General features: G+C 62.2%; 22 protein-coding genes, 1 tRNA gene and 1 riboswitch. Of the genes, 3 read left to right on the top strand and 20 right to left on the bottom strand.

The window, feature by feature from the left end; all coding sequences use genetic code 11:
* Positions 1 to 48: 48 nt before the first annotated feature.
* The 5 genes from cobO to J2R99_RS17755 all read right to left on the bottom strand — a co-directional run bounded on the left by cobO (position 49) and on the right by J2R99_RS17755 (position 6,954).
* Complete coding sequence (gene cobO / locus J2R99_RS14560) at positions 49 to 672, bottom strand: cob(I)yrinic acid a,c-diamide adenosyltransferase (RefSeq protein ID WP_307155127.1); 624 nt, start codon at positions 670 to 672, stop codon at positions 49 to 51.
* Positions 669 to 4,445: a cobaltochelatase subunit CobN gene (gene cobN, locus J2R99_RS14555; protein ID WP_307155126.1), complete on the bottom strand. Its 3,777-nt coding sequence runs from the start codon at positions 4,443 to 4,445 to the stop codon at positions 669 to 671. Before cobN ends, cobO begins: the two co-directional genes overlap by 4 nt.
* 1 nt (position 4,446) lies before the next feature.
* Positions 4,447 to 5,481: a cobalamin biosynthesis protein CobW gene (gene cobW, locus J2R99_RS14550; protein ID WP_307155125.1), complete on the bottom strand. Its 1,035-nt coding sequence runs from the start codon at positions 5,479 to 5,481 to the stop codon at positions 4,447 to 4,449.
* The gene (cobU, locus tag J2R99_RS14545; protein WP_307155124.1) at positions 5,478 to 6,008 is read right to left on the bottom strand and encodes a bifunctional adenosylcobinamide kinase/adenosylcobinamide-phosphate guanylyltransferase; all 531 of its coding nucleotides are present in this window, start codon (positions 6,006 to 6,008) and stop codon (positions 5,478 to 5,480) included. The genes cobW and cobU overlap by 4 nt, the downstream gene beginning before the upstream one ends.
* Positions 6,009 to 6,330: 322 nt before the next feature.
* A riboswitch (cobalamin riboswitch) is annotated at positions 6,331 to 6,542 on the bottom strand.
* A complete protein-coding gene (locus tag J2R99_RS17755; RefSeq protein ID WP_370872377.1) occupies positions 6,541 to 6,954 on the bottom strand; it encodes a hypothetical protein in 414 nt (137 codons plus the stop codon). (Overlaps the previous riboswitch by 2 nt.)
* Before the next feature lie 90 nt (positions 6,955 to 7,044).
* On the opposite strand from J2R99_RS17755, the gene J2R99_RS14535 reads away from it, so the two are divergent.
* The 3 genes from J2R99_RS14535 to J2R99_RS14525 all read left to right on the top strand — a co-directional run bounded on the left by J2R99_RS14535 (position 7,045) and on the right by J2R99_RS14525 (position 8,670).
* A tRNA-Asn gene (locus tag J2R99_RS14535) sits at positions 7,045 to 7,120 on the top strand.
* A 463-nt stretch (positions 7,121 to 7,583) separates the two neighbouring features.
* Positions 7,584 to 8,327 (top strand): AzlC family ABC transporter permease, encoded by a 744-nt coding sequence (locus J2R99_RS14530; RefSeq protein WP_307155123.1) that lies wholly within the window; start codon positions 7,584 to 7,586, stop codon positions 8,325 to 8,327.
* Positions 8,320 to 8,670, top strand: coding sequence for an AzlD domain-containing protein (locus J2R99_RS14525; protein ID WP_307155122.1), 351 nt, complete (start codon positions 8,320 to 8,322; stop codon positions 8,668 to 8,670). The genes J2R99_RS14530 and J2R99_RS14525 overlap by 8 nt, the downstream gene beginning before the upstream one ends.
* 26 nt (positions 8,671 to 8,696) lie before the next feature.
* On the opposite strand, the gene J2R99_RS14520 is transcribed toward J2R99_RS14525, so the two are convergent.
* The 15 genes from J2R99_RS14520 to mdcB all read right to left on the bottom strand — a co-directional run bounded on the left by J2R99_RS14520 (position 8,697) and on the right by mdcB (position 21,370).
* Positions 8,697 to 9,200 (bottom strand): biotin transporter BioY, encoded by a 504-nt coding sequence (locus J2R99_RS14520; RefSeq protein ID WP_307155121.1) that lies wholly within the window; start codon positions 9,198 to 9,200, stop codon positions 8,697 to 8,699.
* Positions 9,201 to 9,226: 26 nt separating this feature from the next.
* Complete coding sequence (locus J2R99_RS14515; protein WP_307155120.1) at positions 9,227 to 9,925, bottom strand: energy-coupling factor transporter transmembrane component T; 699 nt, start codon at positions 9,923 to 9,925, stop codon at positions 9,227 to 9,229.
* Positions 9,922 to 10,602: an energy-coupling factor ABC transporter ATP-binding protein gene (locus tag J2R99_RS14510; RefSeq protein WP_128294176.1), complete on the bottom strand. Its 681-nt coding sequence runs from the start codon at positions 10,600 to 10,602 to the stop codon at positions 9,922 to 9,924. The genes J2R99_RS14515 and J2R99_RS14510 overlap by 4 nt, the downstream gene beginning before the upstream one ends.
* A 206-nt stretch (positions 10,603 to 10,808) precedes the next feature.
* Complete coding sequence (gene madM, locus J2R99_RS14505) at positions 10,809 to 11,570, bottom strand: malonate transporter subunit MadM (protein WP_370872421.1); 762 nt, start codon at positions 11,568 to 11,570, stop codon at positions 10,809 to 10,811.
* Positions 11,570 to 12,010 (bottom strand): malonate transporter subunit MadL, encoded by a 441-nt coding sequence (gene madL / locus J2R99_RS14500; RefSeq protein WP_307155118.1) that lies wholly within the window; start codon positions 12,008 to 12,010, stop codon positions 11,570 to 11,572. Before madL ends, madM begins: the two co-directional genes overlap by 1 nt.
* Before the next feature lie 70 nt (positions 12,011 to 12,080).
* Positions 12,081 to 12,293, bottom strand: coding sequence for a biotin/lipoyl-containing protein (locus J2R99_RS14495; RefSeq protein WP_244514641.1), 213 nt, complete (start codon positions 12,291 to 12,293; stop codon positions 12,081 to 12,083).
* On the bottom strand, positions 12,290 to 13,066 hold the full coding sequence (mdcG, locus tag J2R99_RS14490; protein ID WP_307155728.1) for a malonate decarboxylase holo-[acyl-carrier-protein] synthase: 777 nt from the start codon (positions 13,064 to 13,066) through the stop codon (positions 12,290 to 12,292). Before mdcG ends, J2R99_RS14495 begins: the two co-directional genes overlap by 4 nt.
* A 2-nt stretch (positions 13,067 to 13,068) precedes the next feature.
* Positions 13,069 to 14,169, bottom strand: coding sequence for an acyl carrier protein (locus J2R99_RS14485; RefSeq protein WP_307155117.1), 1,101 nt, complete (start codon positions 14,167 to 14,169; stop codon positions 13,069 to 13,071).
* A 22-nt stretch (positions 14,170 to 14,191) separates the two neighbouring features.
* Positions 14,192 to 15,085 (bottom strand): biotin-independent malonate decarboxylase subunit gamma, encoded by an 894-nt coding sequence (gene mdcE / locus J2R99_RS14480; RefSeq protein ID WP_307155116.1) that lies wholly within the window; start codon positions 15,083 to 15,085, stop codon positions 14,192 to 14,194.
* A gap of 34 nt (positions 15,086 to 15,119) precedes the next feature.
* Positions 15,120 to 16,076: a biotin-independent malonate decarboxylase subunit beta gene (locus J2R99_RS14475; RefSeq protein ID WP_307155115.1), complete on the bottom strand. Its 957-nt coding sequence runs from the start codon at positions 16,074 to 16,076 to the stop codon at positions 15,120 to 15,122.
* 11 nt (positions 16,077 to 16,087) lie between these two features.
* Positions 16,088 to 16,405, bottom strand: a complete 318-nt coding sequence (mdcC, locus tag J2R99_RS14470; protein WP_128294183.1) for a malonate decarboxylase acyl carrier protein — start codon at positions 16,403 to 16,405, stop codon at positions 16,088 to 16,090.
* A gap of 17 nt (positions 16,406 to 16,422) precedes the next feature.
* Positions 16,423 to 18,096 (bottom strand): malonate decarboxylase subunit alpha, encoded by a 1,674-nt coding sequence (mdcA, locus tag J2R99_RS14465; RefSeq protein WP_307155114.1) that lies wholly within the window; start codon positions 18,094 to 18,096, stop codon positions 16,423 to 16,425.
* A 23-nt stretch (positions 18,097 to 18,119) separates the two neighbouring features.
* Complete coding sequence (locus J2R99_RS14460) at positions 18,120 to 18,959, bottom strand: biotin--[acetyl-CoA-carboxylase] ligase (RefSeq protein WP_307155113.1); 840 nt, start codon at positions 18,957 to 18,959, stop codon at positions 18,120 to 18,122.
* Positions 18,960 to 19,048: 89 nt separating this feature from the next.
* Complete coding sequence (madB, locus tag J2R99_RS14455; protein ID WP_307155112.1) at positions 19,049 to 20,257, bottom strand: Na+-transporting malonate decarboxylase, carboxybiotin decarboxylase subunit; 1,209 nt, start codon at positions 20,255 to 20,257, stop codon at positions 19,049 to 19,051.
* Positions 20,258 to 20,380: 123 nt separating this feature from the next.
* On the bottom strand, positions 20,381 to 21,370 hold the full coding sequence (gene mdcB, locus J2R99_RS14450) for a triphosphoribosyl-dephospho-CoA synthase MdcB (RefSeq protein ID WP_307155111.1): 990 nt from the start codon (positions 21,368 to 21,370) through the stop codon (positions 20,381 to 20,383).
* Positions 21,371 to 22,323 lie beyond the last annotated feature (953 nt).

Genomic DNA, 22,323 nt, shown 5'->3' with positions numbered 1-22,323 from the left:
ATGGCGGGTGTACGAGACACGGTAACTCCGAAGGGTTGGCGAGAGAACCTAGAATTCGATTCCGATCTGCGCCTTCACGCCGGACCGGAACGGATGCTTCACCTGCGTCATCTCGGTGACGAGGTCGGCGGCCTCGATGAGCTCGTCCTTGGCGTTGCGGCCGGTCACGACGACATGCTTCATCGTCGGACGCGCCTCGATCACCCCGAGCACTTCCTCGAGCGGCAGATAGTCGTAGCGCAGAACGATGTTGAGCTCGTCGAGGAGAACGAGATCGTGTTCTCCATCTTCGATCATCGCCTTGGCCTTTTCCCAGACCTCGCGCGCAGCGGCAATGTCATGCTCGCGATCCTGCGTTTCCCACGTGAAGCCCTCGCCCGTCGAGACGACAGTGATCTGATCGGAGAACTTCTCCAGGGCATGGCGTTCGCCGGTGTCGCGCTTGCCCTTCACGAACTGAGCGATGCCGACTTTCATGCCGTTGCCGAGCGCGCGGAAAACGAGACCGAAGCCCGCCGTCGTCTTGCCCTTGCCCTTGCCCGTATGCACGACGAGAAGCCCCTTCTCGATCGTCTTCGTGGCGATGATTTTGTCGCGCGCCTCTTTCTTTCGGCGCATCTTTTCGGCGTGCTTCTGGTTGAGCTCGTCCTCGCTCAGCTCTGCCTTGCTCATAAACTTCCTCCGTTCGCGAGCTCGTGTAGTTCATTGTGGACCGAGTTGCGCCGCGGCGCCCACAGGCCGCGCTCGATCGCTTCGTTGAATCGCGCCGCGATCTCTTTCAAGGCCGGCGCATTGTTGTCGGCCAGAAACGCACGCACATCCTCGTCTTCGAGGTACGCGGCATAGAGCTGGTCGAAATGGTGGTGTTTGACCGCGGGCGTCGTTGCCGCGAATGCGAAGAGATAATCGACGGTCGCCGCGATCTCGAAGGCGCCCTTGTAGCCGTGGCGCATAACCCCCTCGATCCATTTCGGATTGGCGGCACGCCCGCGCACGACGCGTGCGAGTTCTTCGTCGAGGCCACGGATCACCGGCCGCTCCGGACGCGAATGATCGTTGTGATAGGCCCGCGGCGCCGCCCCTTTCAGCGTTTCGACGGCGGACGAGAGCCCTCCCTCGAACTGATAATAATCGTCGGAATCGAGAAGATCGTGCTCGCGATTGTCCTGGTTTTGCACGATGGCATCGGTCGTCTTGAGCCGTCGCTCAAAGAGCTTCCGTGTGCGCTCGCCACCTTCGCCCTCCGAACCGCCGCCATAGGCATAGGACGACCATTCCAGAAAGGCTGTGGCGAGATCGCCCCGCTCCTGCCAGATGCCTTCATCGATCAAGGCCTGCAGGCCGGCACCATAGGCCCCGGGCTTGGAACCGAAGACGCGGAAGGAGGCGGCGCGGCGCGCATCGTCCTCCGCCATCCCCGCCTCACCCAACCGGGCGCTGTCCTGGCGGATACGTGCAGCGATCGGATTGGCGTCCTCCGGTTCCTCGCGCTCAGAGACGGCAAGCACCGCCTGATGGAAGAGATCGATCTGATGTGGAAAGGCGTCGCGGAAGAGGCCGGAAATCCGCAGCGTCACATCGATGCGCGGGCGACCGAGCTCCGAGAGCGGCACGACATCGATACCCGTCACACGCCCCGAGGCCTGCTCCCATACGGGCCGTGTTCCAAGAAGGGCCAGTGCTTGGGCGATGTCGTCACCGCCCGTGCGCATGTTCGACGTGCCCCAGACGGTCAGCGCCATGGCCGTCGGCCATTCGCCTTCGTCGGAGAAATAGCGCTCCGCCAGAAGCTGCGCCGAACGCCAGCCGAGATCGAAGGCGGCACGCGACGGCACGCCCCGGACATCGACGGAATAGAAATTGCGACCTGTCGGCAGGCAATCGGCGCGTCCGCGCGTTGGCGCACCGGATGGGCCGGGTGCCACGAAACGCCCCGACAGGGCCGCGAGCGTTGCCGCGATCTCAGCCCTGCCGGACCCGTCGAGCGTCGGCGCGATCGCGTCACTCAACTGAGTCAGGACGGCCATTGTTTTCGGACCAGGAACATCTGGAAGCGCGCCTTGCGCTTCCGAGCGGGCGCCATCCTCTTGCATCTCCGGCACCCGCGCCTCGACGAGCGCAGCCGCAAAGATCTCCAGCCGCTCCACCGTGTCGCCATTGGTGCGCCAGGCGGCGTTGGTGAGATCCGCCAGGAGCTTTGGCCGCTTTCCTTCCCAGCGCTCATGCAGCACGCAATCGAGCGGATCGAAGCGCAAGCCGAAATCATCGGCGAGAGCCCGCAAAAGTGAGGCATCGCCCGCCTCGCGCCCGCCGCGCGGCACACGTGCGAGCGCGGCAAGCGTATCCGTCCTCAGGCGTCCGGATGGCGACTGCCCGAGAATGTGCAGCCCGTCGCGGATCTGAAGCTCTTTCAGGTCGCAAATCTGCTCGTCGAGCTTGAGGATGATTTCCTCGCGCGATTCTTTGCCCGAGGTAATACCGAGATCGGCCAGGAAACCTCCGCTTTCTGCCCGCTCCACGATCGCTTCGGCAACGTTCTTGGAGCGCCGCGGATCGACGAGATCGGCGGCCGCATATTCGTCGATCAGATATTCAAGCTCGGCCGCCGCACCGTGGCTTTCGGCACGCGTCATCGGCGGCATCAGATGGTCGATGACGACTGCAGCTGCGCGCCGCTTCGCCTGCGCCCCTTCGCCGGGGTCGTTGACGATGAAGGGATAGATGAGCGGGACAGGCCCGAGAGTGGCTTCCGGGAAGCAATCCTGTGACAGCGCCAGCGCCTTGCCCGGCAGCCATTCCTGGTTGCCGTGCTTGCCCATATGGACGAGCGCATCGGCCGCGAATGAGTGCCTCAGAAAGGCGTAAAAGGCGAAATAGCCATGCGGCGGCACAAGCGCCGGGTCATGATAGGAGGTCTTGGGGTCGACGTTGTAGCCGCGCGCCGGCTGCACGCCGATTGTGATATGCCCGAAACGATGCAGGGCGAGCGCAAAGGCACCTTCGTCAGGATCGAAGAACGGGTCATCCTCGGGTCGCCCCCACGCCGCCTCGACCTCGCTCTGCACGTTCTCCGGCAGAGTGCGGAAGAATTCTCGATAATCGTCGAGCGAAAGCCGTTCTCCGCCCGTGCGCTCGACGCGTCCATCGATCGCGTTTGTCGGCCCGGCGAGAATCATCTGCATCAAGGCCTCGCCCGTCCCGGGCGCGCCCTCGGTGTTGAAACCGGCCTCGGCCATCGCAGACAGGAGCCGGACCGTCGATTCGGGCGCATCGAGACCGACGCCGTTTGCGAGCCGTCCGTCCTTGTTGGGATAGTTCGACAGAACGATGCCGACATGTTTCGCCGCGTTCGGCTTTGCCGAAAGCCGCGCCCAGCCCGCCGCGAGATCGGCAACGAAGGCGATGCGGTCGGCAAGCGGGCGATGCGCCATCGGCCGGCACTGCGTACGCGGCTCGAATGCCCCCTCTTCCTTGAAAGAGACGGCGCGCGTGATGAGACGTCCGTCGACCTCCGGCAGCACCACGTTCATGGTGAGATCGGAGGGTGAGAGACCGCGCGGATGCTCCCGCCAGATCGCCTCGGACACGCCCGCAAACGTCACCTGAAGAACCGGCCGCCTTCCGCCATCAAGAACGGTCTCGGCAGACGGATCGCCGGTCTTGCCGAGAGCAAAGGCAGTGGCGTTCAGGATAAGCGCAGGATCGTGCTCCTGAAACAGCCCCGTTACGAACTCTTTGTCCGCCGCCGCCTTGAGGCTTGAGACGAAAACCGGAAGCGGCCGCAGTCCCCGTTCGGCAAGAGCCGTAGAAAGCGCTTCCACCGGCGCCGTCTGACCCGATTGCACGAGGGCGCGGTAGAAGACGATTGCCGCAGTCGGTCCCTTGGCATCCGGCTTTAGGCCGGCCTCGTAAACGCCGAAAGCCGGCACCGTCTTCGGCGGCGGAGGAGCAGCGTCGTACCCGAGGAGATGGCCCGAAAAGCGCAACGCGTTTGCGAAATTCTCCGCCCCGCCCTCGGCCAGATAAGACCAGAGAAGCCGCGTTTCATCGGCGCCGAGCGTGCCCTCGGCGGCAAGATCGCCGTCCCATTTCGTATCACCCGGCATCAGCGCCACTTTGGCGCCGGAGCCACGCGCGATCCGCAGCGTCTCCTCGACGCCATAGCGCCAATAGCCGACACCGCCGAGAAGCCGGACGACGATCAGCTTCGCCTCGGCCAGCACCTTCTCGACATAGAGGTCGACCGAATAGGGATGCGCGAGCGCCATCCAATTGGCGAGCCGCGTCGCCGGAAAATCACCCGGCAGCCGGTTCGCCGCCGCAGCCAAGCCGGCAATCTCCGTATCAGCTGCAGAAAGGATGACGATGTCGCCCGGGCTTTGATCGAGATCGACCGCTTCGGAGGCCGCGTCGAGCCCCCGGCTCTGGCCCTTGAAGATATGCAATTCAGCCTCCGAGGGCCTCCGTGACGGCCGCCCGATCAACATCGGACAGGCCGATCACCACGAGCTTCGGTTCGCCTGACGAATCGCCGTCGCCACGGTCGAACCAGCTCTCCAGCCTCTGACCCACGGCCTGAACGACCAGCGGCACCTTTTTGCCGTCGACCGCGAGACGTCCCTTGATGCGCAGGACGCCGGGCATGGCAAGTGCCTTGGCGATGCGCGCTTCGGCCTCGGCCTTGTCGGGTGCGGTGACGGCGATGCTGAAGGAATCGAAATCGTCGTGCTCGTGCTCCTCGCCTTCCATCTCATGGTGCGAAAGCCGCGTCTCGCTATCGTCCTCCGCCCCGGCTCCGACGCCCAGAAGCACTTCAGGCGGCACGATGCCATGTATGGCGCGAATGAGCGACGCGGCCACGCGCTTGTCCTCTCCGACGCGCTTTTCCACGCGCATCATGCCCTCTTCATCGACGAGATCGCTCTTCGACAGGATGATGAGATCGGCACAGCGCAGCTGATCCTCGAACAATTCCTCGATCGGATCGTCATGATCGAGCGACTGGTCGGCTTCACGTTGCGCGACGAGCTTCGCTTCATCGCTCGCCATACGCCCGGCCGCGACGGCCTCGGCATCGACGACGGTCACCACCCCGTCGACGGTCACCCGGTCGCGGACAGCAGGCCAGGCGAAGGCTTTGACGAGCGGCTGCGGCAAAGCGAGACCCGAGGTTTCGATGACGATGTGGTCCGGCGCCTGTCCGCGAGCGAGGAGGCCTTCCATCGCGGGCAAGAAGTCATCGGCCACCGTGCAGCAGATGCAGCCGTTGGAAAGTTCGACGATGTCCTCCTCGCCGCAGGCGGGACTGCCGCAATCGGAGAGAATGCCTCCGTCGAAGCCCGTATCTCCGAACTCGTTGACGATGAGCGCGATCTTTCTGCCGTTCGCGTTCTCGAGGATATGGCGGATGATCGTCGTCTTTCCGGCTCCGAGAAAGCCGGTGATGATCGTCGCGGGGATGCGTTCCGAAGTGTTTGTCATGAAGGAAGCTGTCCTTTCAGTGCCAGAGGCAGACCGGCCGCCATGAAGACGACAAGCTCAGCCGAGCGGGCGATTTCCTGGTTGAGACGGCCTTGCGCATCGCGAAAGCGACGAGCAAGGGCGTTATCGGGTACGATGCCGAGGCCGACCTCGTTGGAAACGAAGATGACGGGCCCTTTCGCTGAGGAGAGGGCTGCACAAAGCTCACGCGTGCGCGCCGCGAGGTCCTCTTCGGCAAACAAGATGTTGGAGAGCCAGAGTGTCAGGCAGTCGACGAGCAGCGCGTGCTCCGGCGCGGCCTCCCTGGCGATGACTGCCGCAAGCGCGATCGGCTCTTCGACCGTGCGCCATGCCGGCCCGCGTCGCGCCTGATGCGCGGCGATGCGCTCACGCATCTCCGCGTCGTTCTGCGAAGGAGGACAGGTCGCCACATAGACGGGGGTGAGCCCGCTTTCCTCCACGAGACGTTCCGCGTAGGCGCTTTTTCCCGAGCGGGCGCCCCCCAAAACGAGTGCCGTCGTCATCATGAGGATTCCAGGGACAAGGCATGCAATTCAAGCGGCCGGCTGCTCGCCGTCGTGCCGGTTGGCATGAGGGCCGCCTGCCCCGCGGCTACACCTTGAATGGGAAGAAACATATCTGCCTCAGCGGCAGTGCGGCGAGGAAGAGCTTCCTGAAAGGTCAGGCGCAGGGCACCGCACGAGCATGCCCGCGAAACCAAACTCGACGCTCGCGCGATGTTCGCCCGAGGTCGATGCAGCGCTCCCGGCACCCGTCCTGGCTAGAATTGCCGAGGGAAATTTTCCCGAACCTTGCATGCTATCCCCTTTACCGTCCCTCCGACGGCGTTCGAGTTGCCCTGGTCCGGCAGGTCTCCTGGCTTGCGGGTCTCAGCCCCTTCTGCGCCTTCCCGTTGCCGGTGGCTTGTGCAGGGGGCTCGCCGCGTACAGTTGCGGGGGCAGCTGCGGATGAGGGACCCCGATCTGGGTCGTCCCTGTCGCATTCCCTTTTGATCCCCTGGTGCTGTGCACCTTTCGGGAACCGGAACCATTTCAAAGACTAAACGGAATCGGAAGACTGCCGCAAGCGCGATTCCGTCGACCGCTCCGTTTCGCTCGCGCGTGTCTCATCCGGCGAAACGAAGGGCGTTTCCGAATCGATTTTACCCGCGACAGCCGCTTTGCCATTACCCGCAGGCGCGGCGACGTCGAATCGCCGCGCCACACTAGGATAGTGCGTATAGATCCACACAGTGAACCGTCGCCGCCAACGCCGCACCGCGGGAATGTCGATCGACAACACGATCAGGCCGAGGGGCAGCATCCACACGCCGAGCACAGGCAGGAACGCGAAAAAACCGCCGAGAATCAGCAAAATCCCGATACCAACACGCAAAAGCGGGCTGTGCGGCAGAGGCATCTGCCGGCCAAAAAGATGGAGGCGCGAGCGCCGCCTGCTGTCGTTATTCACCACTTCGGCTTCCTGCCTGTTTTGCATGCGTCAAAAATGGGCTGCGAAAGGATGCTTGCAATGCCCGATGAGTTTGGTATATCGCGCCCCAATTCCCCGGTAGCTCAGTTGGTAGAGCAAGCGGCTGTTAACCGCTGGGTCGCTGGTTCGAGTCCGGCCCGGGGAGCCACCTTCCTTCTCTTCTCATCCCACGATATCGTCGAAACCGTGTCCGCACGGTGAGCGCCAGAAACCATGTGCGCCAGGATCTGCCCGCCTTGGGCAGTGCGGCCAGGCCACACGAAGCTCGGTCCCGTCTTCATCGACACAAAAAACCTGAAACGATCGCCTTTCGTCCTCAATGGCGAGAGTCCAATGCGATTCGCGGTGCGCACAAACCCCGCATGGTGTGATCTGAGCACCCAAGCCTCATTTAAGAAGAGCCTCTCGATCGCATAGAGATTCGTGACGCCGGCCCACGCGCAGTCAAAACCGCAGAACAAGAAAACACGGCTCATGTAGTCGCACGCACAGACGCGTGAATACTTTCCGAAATGAAGTTTATTCATATCGATTAGTTTTTCTGGACACAATAATTGAGCTGGAATAAAGGGGTATCCAATATTCTACATTGAGATACATCCCCCGATGCGATGACAGACTCCCCAGACCTCTCCAGCGACGAAGAGACGTCCGCAGCACACGTTTTCCGCATTGCCGCCGGCGACGCTCTCGTCGTGATTCTCACTTTCCTCGTGATGTTCATGGGCGTCGGCCAGCTTAGCGCCGAAGCCGGTCTCAACGCCGTGCAGACAGCGTTGATGACCAGCCTGACGGTCGCCGCGCCCGCTCAGGCTGCCGCCATGCAGATCCTGACGAGCGAAGGCGCAACCGCCGCCGCATGGGCCGCAGCTGTCGTCGCCGTCATCATCGTCAATCTGCGCTTCATCGTCATGGTCGCCTCGGTCCTGGCGCGCTTGCCGGAGACGACATTCTGGCGCGCCCTGGGCGGTGTCGGCCTGATTTCGGCGAGTTCCTTCGCCGTCATCCTCCCCCGCCTCATGGAGGAGCCGCCGCCACGACCGATTCTTTATTGCGGCATGGTCGGAGGCATGTGCTCGCTCTCCGCCGTCATAGGCGCCGTGGCTGGCCACCAGCTCGCAGCCTCCGTGCCAGTTATCGTTGGCGCCACCTTGGGAGCGATGATCCCAATCTATTTCGCCACGCTGATCGCCCGCCAAAAGAAGCTGCGACCATTGATGGTGAACGCCCTCTTCGGCGCACTTCTCGTGCCGGTCGGTGTGCCCTTCATGGGCGCATCCGCGCTTCTCGTCCTGCCCCTCGTCGTGGCAGGCCTCAGCATGCTGGTCGATCAAGGAAAACAAAAGAATGCCTGACGCTCTCTCTCACTGGCAGCTTTGGGCGGTTGCGGTCGGCGCCGGCCTTGGAACGCTGCTGTTGCGACTCGTACCGCTGTTTGCGCGCGAGGCGATCGGAGGTGAACGCATCCGCGAATTCTTCGACCGGGCAGGTTACGGCATTCTGGGCGGTATCGTCGCGACATCGGCGTTGCGCTCAGGCCAGGGCCTGTTTCACGATGCGCCGCTCCTCGGGTCCGCGGTCGCGATCATCTGCGTCGTCATCGCCTTCACGATCGCCGTGTGGAAGGGTGGTACCATCGTGCCGACCCTTATCGGCCTTGCGGGCTTCGTGGCGGCCGGCCTCCTCTATCTCGGCTGACCGCCCCGTTAGCGGAAACGCGCTATCTATGCCGTCCGCTGAATGATCGGATAAGAGCGCTTTACGGAAACCGCGATGATGGCGGCGAGACCGGCCTTGACCAGATCTCCCGGGATAAACGCTGCCGATGCGATCGCGGTCTTCGTCAGCGGCAGGCCGACATTGATCGCGGTCCACGGGATACCGATAGCATAAAGCACCACGATGCCGCCGAGCGCGCAGAAGACGAACGACGTGACGACATTAAGCCGGTTCCAGCCCCATTCGTGCAAAAGTCCGACGGCGAAGGCGGCCGCGACCCAACCGAAAAGGTAGCCGGCGGTCGGGCCGAAGAAGACGCCAAGACCGCCGCGACCGGCGGCAAGGAGCGGCAGTCCGACGGCGACGAGCGCGAGGAAGAGTAGAATCGACAGCGCGCCCCGGCGCGCCCCCAGGATGGCTCCAGCCAGCATCGGTCCCATCGACTGAGCGGTGATGGGCACGCCGATCAGCGGCAGCATCACCGGCGGGAAAATCCCAAGCGCAGCCATGAAAGCGGCGAAAAGGGCGATGTAGACTATGTCTTTAGTTGTGGTTCCGCGTCGTTGCATGACATCCTCGCATTGGACGTATTCGGCTCGAGAACGAAGCGCGGCGGCAGCTCGCCTTCGTCGCCAGAGTGATCACTGTAGGGCGAGCGCGCATCGATCGCATCGGCAACATCGCTCGCCATTCGAAGGGTCCGGACAATAAGCGGCAAGGCGAGCGCGACGGGATTGGCCCCAAGCCCCCTCGCCCGCTGCGCGTCACGGATATCGTTCGCCTGTTGCGCGATGACCGGAATGAACCGGAGCGCCAGAGAAAAGGCGAGACCGACCTTGGCGGGATTGACGCCGAAGCGCCGAAGCGGCGTGAGCGCCCTTTCAACAGCCGCTATCAGTGCGTCCGTGCGTGTCGTCAGCGTCACAAACGCAGCCAGAAGGATGAGCGTCGAGATCCGCAGGACGACGAGTCCCGCAATTTCCCATGACTGCCAGAAGCCTTGGACGACAAAGAGAAGCACCAACAGCCACAACAGCGGGCGCAATTGCTGGAATGCCTTCTGCTGCGAAATGCCTGCAAGCCAGTAAAGGATCAGGGTCCCGAGGAACGCTCCGGCGAGAACCGGAAGACTGCCGACGAGGACCAGCCCTGTGCCCGCGGCCGCCAGAACCAGGAGCTTTGCCGCAGCCGGCAGCGCATGCAGGAATGAGGATATCTCGCCGCGGGATTTCATTGCATACGCTCCACATAGCGCGCGAGCGCCGAATTCGGCGCGTCGTCGGCAATCACCCTGCCCTGGTCGAAGACGATGACGCGGTCGAATGATTCCAGTAGCGGCAAGTCGTGCGTGACGACGATGACGGTCTCTTCCATCTCGTCGATGACCTTGGCAACCCGCCTGGCGTTGCGCAAATCGAGGAGCGTCGTCGGCTCATCAAAAACGACGCAATCAGGCCGCGTGATGAGGACGCCCGCCAGGGCCAGAAGCTGCTTCTGTCCGCCGGAAAGCGTATGCGACGGATGCGAACGAAAAGGTCCGAGCCCGTAGCGGTCGAGCACCTCTTCGACGAGGGCGCCACGCTGGGCTGCGGGAAGCTTCAGCCCCTTGAGGCCGAAGGCGACATCTTCTTCCACGATCGGGAAGACGATCTGATTGTCTGGATTTTGGAAGACAAAACCCACCTTGCGACGAACCGCCTTGCCCGACTTGGCCGTATCGAGGCCGTCGACGAGAACCTGTCCGGAGGTGGGGATGAGAAGTCCGTTCAAGAGCCGGGCGAACGTGCTCTTGCCGGAACCATTGGAGCCGACGATACCGATACGCTTCTCGTCCAGCGTCAGGTCGATGCCCTTCAAGGCCTCGAAGGTCTCGAAGCGCTGATGAACCGCGCGGATCTCGATCGTCGTCATAATCTGCCCCTTGGAGCGTTGGCGCCGCCGGCATCTCTCGTAAAAGAGACAGGCCGGCGGCTGCAGGTTCGGAATACGAACGTCATTCACATATTCGTGCGCCAGAACCCTATTCGTAGCACCATCGCTTGAAACACTGTCTCAGGTGTCTCATTCTCAGGTGTGTTGCGCAGGATGAAACCCTGACTGGTCCTTCGGCAAAAGGTTCAACCAACCAGGGCAACGATCGCGGCGTAACCGAGTGAGGGGACGACCAGACAGCCAAAGCCCGTGTAGAACGTCGCCGTCATCGCACCATAAGGAACCAGCCGCGGATCGGTAGCAGCCAATCCTGCGGCTGTTCCGCTGGTCGTTCCCATGAGACCACCATACACAGCCGCTGCAGCCGGGTTGTTGAGGCCCGCCATCTTGGCAAGGAACGGGGTCAGGATCATCACGGAGATCGACTTCACCACGCCGGCGGCAACCGACAGGGCGATAACTTCCGAAGATGCGCCGAGAGCCGCACCGGTCACCGGACCGACGATGAAGGTCGCCGCACCGCCGCCGATCGTGGCCATGTCGACCGGGTTCGTGTAGCCGAACGCGTAAGCCGTCGCCGCACCGATCGCCGTCGACAGGATCATCGAGACGACAAGAGCGACCACACCGGGCACGCCCGCCTTCTTCAGCTCTTCCAGCTTCACGCCGAAGGCCGTGGCAACGATCGCGAAGTCACGGAAGACGCTGCCGCCCATCAGGCCGATGCCCGCGAACAATCCGACGTCGGAGATGCCATGCTTGCCGCCGGTGTATTTGCCACCGATGAAGGCCAGGATCAGACCAATGACAATGGCGATCGCGGAAGCGTGGATGCGGTTGTTGAAGATTTTGCCAATATAGCTCGACACCCACATGATGAGGCCGATGACGACGAAGGCAGTAACCAGAGGATATTTGGAGACTGCTTGTACCAGGATATCCATGATTATTTGACCTCCTTCGCGGATTCAGGCACCGCGACGGTGGCGGCGGGAGCAGCATTATCCGCGTCGAGGGGCGGAAGCGGATCACTCTTCGGGCTGAGCGCCGCAATCGGGCGGATCAGCAGGAAGCCGGCGAAGACGGCACCGAGTCCAGCCACGAAGGCCAGAGCACCGGCATCGAAAGCCGCGATGACGTTCTGGCGGGCGCACATGGCCACCACGATAGGAATGTACATCGCGCTCCAGAACATGATGCCGTCCTGGGCCAGCTTGGAAAGCTGCTCTTTGTCCATAAGCTGGCGCGAGATGACGACGAGCAACAGCATCGCGATGCCAACGCCGCCCACATTCGCGTCAATGCCAACGAGATGACCGATCAGGTAGCCGAGACCGGTACCTACGATCATGCATCCGCCCATTAGGGCTAGTCCGTAAATCACCATTTCACTTACTCCAGAGTATCGGAGCCTTCGTTTGAGGGGGCGGCGCGAGGCGCCGCCCCACTTCACTCAATCACTCGACGACCATGAGGACGGCACCTGGCTTCAGGCGCTCGCCGACGGAAGCCGAAATCGACTTGACCGTGCCGTCGACCGGCGAAGGCGTGTTGTTCTTCATCTTCATCGCCTCAACCACTGCGAGGCTCTGACCCTTCGTCACCGCATCTCCGACGGCGACCTCGATCGACACGACGGTCGAAGGCATTTTCACTTTGATATCCATCATTCACTCCATTGGTTTTCGATGGTTTCGGTTGTGGGGACCTTGCAATGCTCCCCCCAACGCCCGGCAACAGAGGCGTTAATTCGCGCCCCATCAGCCAAGCAACTCTGCAATTCAATCCGGTCTATGAGCTCCACATCATTAATCGTCTTCGCAAGAAGAACTTCTCTTCCTGAAATATATTCGGAAAGTTTGACGCCGACGGAACAATTAAATTCCAGTTCGACATCGGCCTTAACGCCTATCTCTCGCGAGATCGTCGCAAGAGATGCATGAAAAGCTTGGAAGTCGCCGCCTTGGTCGGCATCGATCAAGAGATCGAGATCCGATTGAGGCCGCACATACGGAAGGCCAGTCATCGCGGCGAGCGCTGCAGATCCGATGAGACCGAGCCGGATATCGAAGCGGCGAGCGAGCGATAGCGCGACCCGCAAAGCCGCATGCGGTGGGGGAAAACGGAGAGCCGCCCGCTCCATCACCTCGTAGGGCGACAAGAAAGACGCGATGTGCTCCGGCTCGACCAGAACCGAGCTCCGCACCCGTTCTTCACCGACACGAAGGGGGAAGGCAAAGCCGAGCTGTCCCTGCCCTTCGGTGCAACGCCTGGTCGGACGGCAGACGATGCCGGGAATCCGATCCGTCAGGAACCCGTGCAGCACCGCCGTTTCAGTGACGCTGTCGCGCATCGTGTGCGGCAGCGCTTCCACGAGTGCCGGCGCGAGCGCCTGACGAGCCTCAGGATGGAGATAAGCGAGGAAATGGCGCCGGTTCAGCATGATCAGCGCCTCTTGATCCACGCAGGATCCGTCTTTGCGGTCTTCTGCAGATTGGCCTGCGCCTCGACCACCACGTCGAAGAGGCGCGTCTTTTCAGGTCCGACGATCTCGACGCCGGCATGTGTGGCGGCATCACCGACCGGAAGACCGGGAATGAGCTTGAGCCGCGTCGCCGGGGCGCCCACCACGACGTCCGGCGCCACCTTCACGACCCGACCTTTGATCCGCAAAATCGTGCGAGCCGCCTTCTCCACCGTTTCGGCAGCCTTCGCCGTCGTGTGGGTGACGACGACTTCATATTCTGGATAGGTGCGTTCGCGGCGATAGGTGATGATTTCACCCGCGCGGTCGCACACATGCCCGGACTGCGAGACGATGAAGCTGTCGCCCATCGGCAGGCCGCCGACCACGAGTTCGCGATACGAAGGCCCGCGGGGTGATGCGACGAGGCTGATGTCGTCGCGCAGCGGCACGCCGTCGAGGGTGAGCCAGCCGAATTCCTGGCAGCCATAAAGGTCATGGACGGTGTAGCCGAAACGTTCCGCGACCGGCAGCAGGCCTTCGTCGAGCGGCGTTCCGGCCGTGAGGAGGACAGCCCCCTCCGGCAATTCATCTTTCAGTCCAAGCGGACCCGCCTGCTCCAGGCTTGCCCGCAAGAACGAGGATTCTCCAAGGATAATCGAAGGTTTCTCACGGCAGGCCGCGACGAGGAAGGCATCGCGGCTCGAGCGCTTGAGGAAACTCCATTCCACCCCGCATTGGCGCAGCGCCTCTGCGGAGAAGACATTGACGAGAGGCGGATAGCTGACAAGCATCCGCGCTCCTGGCCCGGACCCAAGTCTTTCGAACAGGGTCCGGGCCACCGCGCAGCGGCCGGAAATCTCGCCATGGACCACGCCGACGATATTCTGGAACGCCGAAGAGCCTGTCGTGAAGGTGAGATACGCCAGATTGAAAGGCGTATGCACCTCCTCGATGACATGGGCGGCGGTAGGACCGTCGATACCCTTGTCCGCCAATGTCCGCCGCGGCATCTCCTCCAAAGTCGGAGCTGTGCCGAAAGCGTCCAGAGCTGCTTCGAGAACCGTCAGATCGTCAGACATGATCGTCGTCCCTTTGGGGTCGTCAGCGAGATGGAGCGTATTTCTCGGCGACTGCTGCGAACTCTTGGTTCATCAGCTTGATGACTTCAGGCCGGACCTTGCGGCCATCGCGTTCGGCACCGAGCTGGCCCCGGCCCCACGGGCCGAGCTTCTCGGCTTCCCCGGCCGCCTTGGCGGCACGGATCGCCTTGATGTGCTCGATGATCGTCGGACGCATACCGTCGAGCGTTCCGACCAGCTCCTCGACGCCGCCGAGGGCGTAGAAGAAGCGCGGTCCTGCCGCGAAGACGGGATTGCCCTTCGACAATTCCTGCAGCGTCTCAAGATCCTTGCGGATGATGCGCGACACCGAGGTGAGCGGCATCACGTGGATCATCGTGCCAAAATTGGCGTCGAGGGACACGATGTGATCCGCCTGCAATCCGTGGCAAAGGAAGGCGCCCGAGATCGCCCGGCCGATGACCATGGCAACGATCGGATGACCCGCGAGCCGAGCCTCGGCGAGCGCCAGCTGATAGGCACCGGTCGCCTTGTTCATGCCGAAGATCTCTTCGACTTTGCCAGGACCGTTTCCTGGAGTGTCGACGATGAGCACGAGCGAACGCTTCTGCGCAGCCGGCTTGTCCTTATCGGCTTCGAGGGAGGCGTAGACGGCCTGAGCCATCTTGTAGCCCTCCTCCATGCCGATGATGCCGGCATAGACGACGGGGAACTTCTCGTTGAAGGCGTTGGCATCGGAGGCGATGATCGTCACCTCCTCGCCGTTGAGGGCTGCGGTCCCGACAACAGCACCCGGACCGAATTCGGGATCGTCGAAGGTTTTGGCACCGACGGTGCCCTCGTTGAAGCTGTCGGCATCGACGATCATGTCGATCGCGTCCCGACCTCTTCCCATCATGGTCTCAGTGGCTTCCATGATTGTCTCCTGATTATGGGATTTCTGACCGGGCTCAGACGGACAGCCGCTTCACGTCGGCGATGAACTCGTCGAGCGGAATGTCGGTGAGAGCGACGGGATCGGGATTGCCGGCTTTGGCCCAAACGTCACGGGCGTCCTGCGGCTGCATCTCGGCAGCAAGCGCAACAGCACGCAGCTGGCGTTCGACGGCCTCAGGCGAGCCGATGCGGCGCATCTTCTCGAATTCCGAAACCGGCAGAACGGCGAGCTTGGCGACGGCCTCGCGGAAGGCGGCGATCGTGTTGTGCACGAGGACGTTACAGTCGCCCATGATGTATTTGTGCCGACCACCCGTGGTGCGGAAAACGAGCGCACGATCAGAGGAATCGAATTCCTCCTTGCCCATCTCCTGTTCGATGACCTCAGGGCCGGTCAGGCCAAGACGTCCGAACTCGCTCATCACGATGGCGTCCGTCGCAGCCGCAACAAAGCCCATGCCGCCGAAGCAGCCGACCTTCGAGCCGATGAGCGTGATGACCGGCACCTTGTGGCGCGCCTTCTGCAACTGGTCCATCACCTCGGCATGCGCGAGAAGACCGGCATTCGATTCATGCAGGCGCACACCGCCGGTCTCGAAAGAGATGACGACGACCGGCTTCTCCTCGTCGGAGATGTCCGGATACTCCGCCACCAGCTTGTCGTGGAATTCGATGGCGAGACGGATGGTGTTGACCATCTTCGCGCCACCGACTTCGCCCACGGAACCGCCGATGAACCGGCCTTCCTGCGAGATGACGAAAACCGGGGTCTTGCCGATCTTGCCAACCGCGGTGACGATCCCGTCGTCGAATTCGACGGCTTCGCCCAGGACTTCCAGGTGCGGGCTGTAGAACCTGTCGAACGGACCTGCGAGTTCCGTATAGGTGCCCTCGTCGACCAGGCCGACGGCCCGGGCGCGTGCATCAGATTCCAGGAAGCTCTGCTCCTGAAGATCATTCCATTTCGGCATCAGATCTCTCCTTACTCGCCGGTCGCTTCCGCAAAGCCCTGGCGCAGGCGCAGCAGGACGACGGCGGGCGTCGCGTTGTTGTCGTTGATCTCGAGGTGGACATCGCCGAGGAGCGTTTCGGAGACGAACTTCTCCACCACGCGCTTCCACAGATCGTCGAAGCCAGCGACGGGGGTGACGATGCGGACCGAGACGGCGCCCTTTAGATCCTTGGGCTCCATCAGGACTTCCATGTCGCCCGAGCCGACGACGCCGAGATGGATCGGCGTGTCGATCGAATGCGTCACCTCATCGAGCTTGAGGTCGAATTCCAAGGTATTCAAAGCCATGATTCAAAGGTCCTTCGTCACCAGTTGCGGAACCGGGCCGGCGGGTTGTAGAGGCCGCCCGACCAGCTCACGAGGTCGCGGATGTTGCGGGCTGCAAGCAGCGAGCGGTTGGCACGGGAGCGGTCGACGCCCAGGTCTTCCGGTGTCTTGACGATGCCGGCTTCACGCAGCTGCCGGGTTTCGTCCGGATTGGCCTTGAGGCCGATCTCGGTGTAGCCGGCGACGGCACGAATGGCGGCCATGCGCGCCTCGATGTCCGCGCAGCGATTGAGGTAGGCGATGCCTTCCTCGGTCACGATGTGGGTGAGATCGTCGCCGTAGATCATCACCGGAGGCAGATCGAGATTTGCGTTCTCGGCAAGCTTCCAGGCGTCGAGCTGTTCCACGAACACGGGCGCCCTGCCCTCGCCGAACGTTTCAACACCCTGCACGACCAGACGTTTGCCGCGCGGCATGTTGCCGATCTGACGATCAAGCGTCGGCATCTCCTTGCCGACCTTCAACCAGCTGTCGGTGGCATGGCGACGGCCTTTGGCATCGCAACCCATGTTGGGCGCGCCACCGAAGCCAGCGACACGCGATGCGGTCGCCGTGGAGGAATTGCCGAATTTGTCGATCTGCAGCGTGCCGCCGATGAACATATCGAGGGCGTAATGGCCGGCGGTCTGTGCGTAAGCGCGGTTGGAGCGCAGCGTGCCGTCGGGACCCGTGAAGAAGACGTCCGGGCGGGCCGCAACGTACTTCTCCATGCCGAGCTCACCACCAAAGCAGTGGATCGTGTCGACCCAGCCCGATTCGATCGCCGGGATCATCGTCGGATGCGGGTTGAGGATCATGTGCGTGCAGGCTTTGCCCTTGAGGCCGAGCTCTTCGCCGTAGGTGGGCAGAAGCAGCTCAATGGCTGAGGTCAGGAAGCCGATGCCGTGGTTGATCCGCTTCACCTCGTACTCGGCGTAGATGCCCTTGAGGCACAGCATCGCGAGGAGGATCTGGCTTTCCGTGACGAGCGCCGGGTCGCGGGTGAACAAGGGCTCGATGAAGAACGGCTTCGGCGACTGCACGACGCCGTCGATCCAGTCAGCCGGAATGTCGACACGCGGAAGCTTGTCGACGATCTCGTTGACCTGGGCAATCACGATGCCCTGACGGAACTTCGTCGCCTCGACGATCGTCGGCGTGTCTTCGGTGTTGAAGCCGGTGTAGAGGTTGCCCTGCCGGTCCGCCTTGTAGGCGCAGATGAGAGACACCTTTGGCGTCAGGTCGAGGAAGTAGCGGCCGAAGAGCTCCAGATAGGTATGGATGGCACCAAGCTCGAGCTTGCCTTCGCTGATGAACTTGGCGACGCGGCCGGCCTGCGGTCCGCCGAACGCGAAGTCGAGCTTCTTGGCGATGCCGTTCTCAAACAGGTCCAGATGAACGGGCAGCGGCACGGCCGACTGCACCATGTGCAGATCGTGGATCCTCGACTTGTCCACCTTGTTGAGGCACTCGGCGAGGAAATCGGCCTGCTTCTGATTGTTGCCTTCGATATTGACCCGGTCGCCGGCGCGGATCACCGCTTCAAGCAGCGCGACCGTGTCCTCCGGCTTGAACTGCTTTCCCGGACCAATGTACCGGGAGGCAGCCTCCAGCCTCTCCGCAGTATCTGCAGAGCGGCGGTCCCACTTCTTTTCTGTAGAGTTAGTGGACATGGAACAACCTCTGTTTCCTTTTATTAGCGCACAATGCTCGCAATGGCGGGCGAATGACACGCTTCTCCGTAGTAGAAGCGGTGTAGAGAGCCACTTCCGTCTCGAATACTTAAGCTGCCGTCAGGGCCGAGGTCGGTCGCAACGCCTCGGCAGCGCGCTTCGCCCGCATCGAAGGAGATCTCCCGCCCGATCGTGCAAGAGCGCGCAATCCAGGCCTGGCGAATGGGGTCGAAGCCCTCGTCTTCCCAGCGCTTCATCCACCGCTCGACCGAGACGAGGACCGCCGACAGCACCGCTTCGGCATCGATCGCCCGACCGGCTTCGATCGCGAGCGATGTGGCGATGTTTTCAAGGACCGGGGGGAAGTCGGAGGCCGCGACGTTCACGTTGAGGCCGATACCGGCGATCACGTGAGCCATGTCCCCTTCCGGGGTCAGAACGAGCTCGCACAGGATGCCGCAAAGTTTGCGACCGTCGACGAGGATATCGTTTGGCCATTTGAGCTCGGCTGCGACACCGGTCGCCTGCACGATGGCCTCAGCGACGGCCACACCCAGCACGAGGGTAAGCTGGGAGACTTCTTCAACCGGCCGTGTCGGCCGCAACAGCAGTGACAGAGCGAAACCCTTGCCCGGCTCCGAAAACCAGAAACGCTTGCCCTTCCCCCGGCCCGCCGTCTGATGCTCCGCCACCACTGCAAGACCTGGCGCCACCCCTTCGGCAGCGAGATCCCGGATAAGCCGGTTCGTCGAATCGACGGCGGAGATACGGTAGACTGGGTCGATCCCGCCGTTCCGACGCTCGACACCGCAATGGCTTGCGAGGTCGGTGGGCGTGGCAGCGAGGGCGAAGAAGGTGGACATGGTTTCGTCCGGAGTAAGGGTTTCGATGCTTTGAAAACTGGCGTCCGGTGTCTGCAGGGTTGGGGGGCGCGCAGACACCGGACGCTCCGTCATCCGACCAGGCCGATCGTCGAAGCGAAGACGCCGACGGCGATGGCGGAGACGATGACGCCGCAGATCGAAGCACCCATGGCCAGAGGCATAATCATGGCGTAGGGGCTTGCCTCGAAGGCGCAGCGTTGGGCGATCTTGGCGGTGGACGGCATGCAGGAGACACCTGCGATGCCCGTGGCCGGGTTGTAGTTGCCCTTGCTCAGGAACCAGACCAGCCAGCCGCCACCGATACCCCCGAGAGCGGAGACGGCGAGCGCCGTGATGCCGAGGACGAGCAGGATCGCGACCCGCGGATCAAGGAGTGTCGAAGCCTCGCAAAGCACGCCGAGCACAAGGCCGAGGAACAGGGTCGACCCATAGGTGATCGTGTTCTCAAGGAGCTTCTGGTAGGGCTCAATTTCGGCTTCCTTGATCGCAACGCCCATGAAGAAGGACAGGATCAACGGAGACGCCACCGGCAGGAGCAGGCAGAGGAGTCCCGCAGCAACGATGGTGAAGATGAACTTCGCCTGCGGGGAGACGTCAGGGAAGTCGATCTCGACCTCGATGCCACGGTACTTCTCAGGCACCAGCCAGCGCACAAGGTACGGATAGCCGGCGTAGCACAGCGACAGATAGAGATAAGCGATGATGGAGATCGGGACGAAGAGGTCTTTCGCCATGATCAGCGAGGCAAACAAAACCATCGGGCCGTCGGCGCCGCCGATCGTGCCGACCGCAGCCGCCTGCCCCGGCGTCAGGCCGCAGTAGTAGCCGATCACCAGCGTCACGAAGGTGCCGAGCTCGGCGCAGACCGCAACCGTGATCGAAGCCCAGGGGCGCGCCAGAATGAAGGAGATATCGGCCATCGTGCCGATGCCCATGAAGAGCATGCAGGCGACGAGCGAGTTCACGAAGGTGAAGTTGTAGATCGGCTGCAGAAAGTTGATCTGCATGATGTCGACCAAGGGGCCCGTCTCGGAGACCATCGGCGCGATGATGAGGGTGCCGATCTTGCCGGCCTCCAGGAACATGACGCCGGCGTTGACCGCCATCATGCCGAGACCCATCGGAACCATGATCAAGGGCTCGAGCGTCCGCTTGAAGCCGAGATAGGCAAGTGTGAAGCCGAGGATGATGAGACCGATACGCGAGAACGCGATAACCGGATCCTGAACGAAGAGCGTCCCGATGCCCGGGAAGATGCTAAGAAGTTGATGTAACATTGTTTTCGCCGGTCTATTCGGAAGGCTGTGAGAGGAATTTGGAGATGCCGACGATCACGCCGATCACGCCGAAAGCGATGATTGCGGTGATGAGGTAGGACATCCCGGCATAGAGAATGATGTTCATGAGATCCTCGGGGGGTTAGGAGACTGACCCGCCGTGAGGGGCCGGTCGGTGAAAGCGGCTCCGGGGGCAGGATGGCCGCTCAAGAGCGCATCGACGCCGAAGGTGATGGCCAGAAGATCGGCCGAACCTCCGGGGCTGATATTTCGGGTGATGCATGCCGCATCGAGACGGCGGATCGCGGCCATGCCGACCTCGCTCAGCGCCCCGCCGAGACGAAGCACTTCGCGGGCTTCCGCGCGCACAAAGTCGAGCGCGGCAAAGCCACCGCGCCACAAGAGCGTCGTGTCTTCGGCGACAGCCATCAAAGAAATGAGCGTATGGATGAGCGCCGTCTGGACAGACGCTCCCTTTTCGCGGGCTGCTCGGAAGGCCGGCAGCCCGGCTTCGGCGACGGTCGGAAAACCCGCCTCCACTTCGCCGCGGATGCCCTGGACACCGTAGCGCTGATAGAGCCACTCGCCGGCCGTCGTAGCTTCGCGACCGGCAAGACTGCAGAGCTCGCGGGCGCAAAGCCCATCGACCATCAAGGCAGCAGTCGCGAAGAGAGCATCGGCAGTGATAGGCGCCGGTTCGCGCGCCAGCAGACCAGCCGCAGCGCTCAAGATACCGGCGGAAAAGAGGAAACCACGTTGTGTGTTGACACCGCCTGTTGCGGCAAGAAGCAGGCCCTCATAATGCGAGCCGATGTTGCGCACGCTCGGCAGAAGGCTGCTCACAGGCCCTTCATGACGCTGGCCAGCGTCGGCACATTGGAAGAAACAGGGAGCGATCGCAGCCGAGGACACCATGAAGGTGGAGATGTCCATGTCGCGGTGCGCACCGTTGGAGCGCGCAGTCACCAACCCGGGCTTCGGATGCGTGGCGACCTCGAGCAATGCGCCGGCGAGGAACGCCGAGCCGATGCGCCAGGTGATAGCGCTTACTCCGACCTCGAAAGCCGGCGTCTGCCCGGATTTGTTTTCTGTAAGTTGCTGAGAGGCTTGCATAATCTCGCACTCATTTCGCCTCCCCAGGCTGCGCTTTGACGGTGGTCGCAGTTCGCGCAAAACCTGCTTTGGCGATTTCGCCGCGTCCGAACGTCGCTCGTAGCGGGCGGCGCGAGGGCGCAATTCCCCGTTGACCTCGAACGCCGGTAAGCGCCGAAAGCCGCAAGGAGATTCAGGAGTTCACCGACACGGAGAACACTGATTCACTGGTGAGGAATGGGTGTGAGCAAAGGATGAGACGAACTCCCCGAAGGGGCGCCCAAGCTGCTCCAATCACGAGATCACACGCCCCAAAGGGGCTTTCAAGATAGGCGCCCGCCTCCGCGAATGCGGTTGGCGTCACCCCTGATCACTGTATCACTAGCTCCCGAAGGAGCAGTACATCTCCGCCAGGCGGAGCATCACGTGGCCCGAGGGCCCATCGGGTTCCCGTTTTGGTACCCCCGACTTAAGTCGTATATCTCACTCTGAAGCCGAAGAGTCCAGACCCCTGCCCGGACATAGGTTGCGGCAAAATGGCATCATTATAAGCCAGGCGCACAAAAGATTATTATCGTTGTTTTTCAATAAATTACGCGAAGAAGCCCGAAGCCCGCCGGCGCGCAGAGCGCCCTCCGATGCGGTTGTGGCGGCATAGAATTGCGACTTCTAATAATCGTCGCAAATATCTGAAAACGCGACGTTTTCACCGCTCGTCAGCCCCAAATTGAACACGATCGAGGCAGTCGTTCATAGTTATGCACGTACAATCCTGTGATCATCGATCGCTGTCTTCCCTCATCCGCCGTCACGCAAAAGGGTGACAAGCATCGGCGGGAATGACAGGCGGATCCCACAGACGATCGGTGTGGCGTTCAGAAACAAGGGCGGAGAATGCGCTCCTCCACCCTCGGGACAGCCGGAGGCTCACACGACCAACGATCAGGCAATTCGCCTTTTTCGGTGCGCGCTCT

The sequence above is a fragment of the Rhodopseudomonas julia genome, from assembly GCF_030813515.1.
In the GTDB taxonomy this organism is placed as follows: domain Bacteria; phylum Pseudomonadota; class Alphaproteobacteria; order Rhizobiales; family Afifellaceae; genus Afifella; species Afifella julia.
The sequence above is the reverse complement of the archived record's forward strand: the minus strand, read 5'-3'. Positions and strand labels throughout refer to the sequence as shown.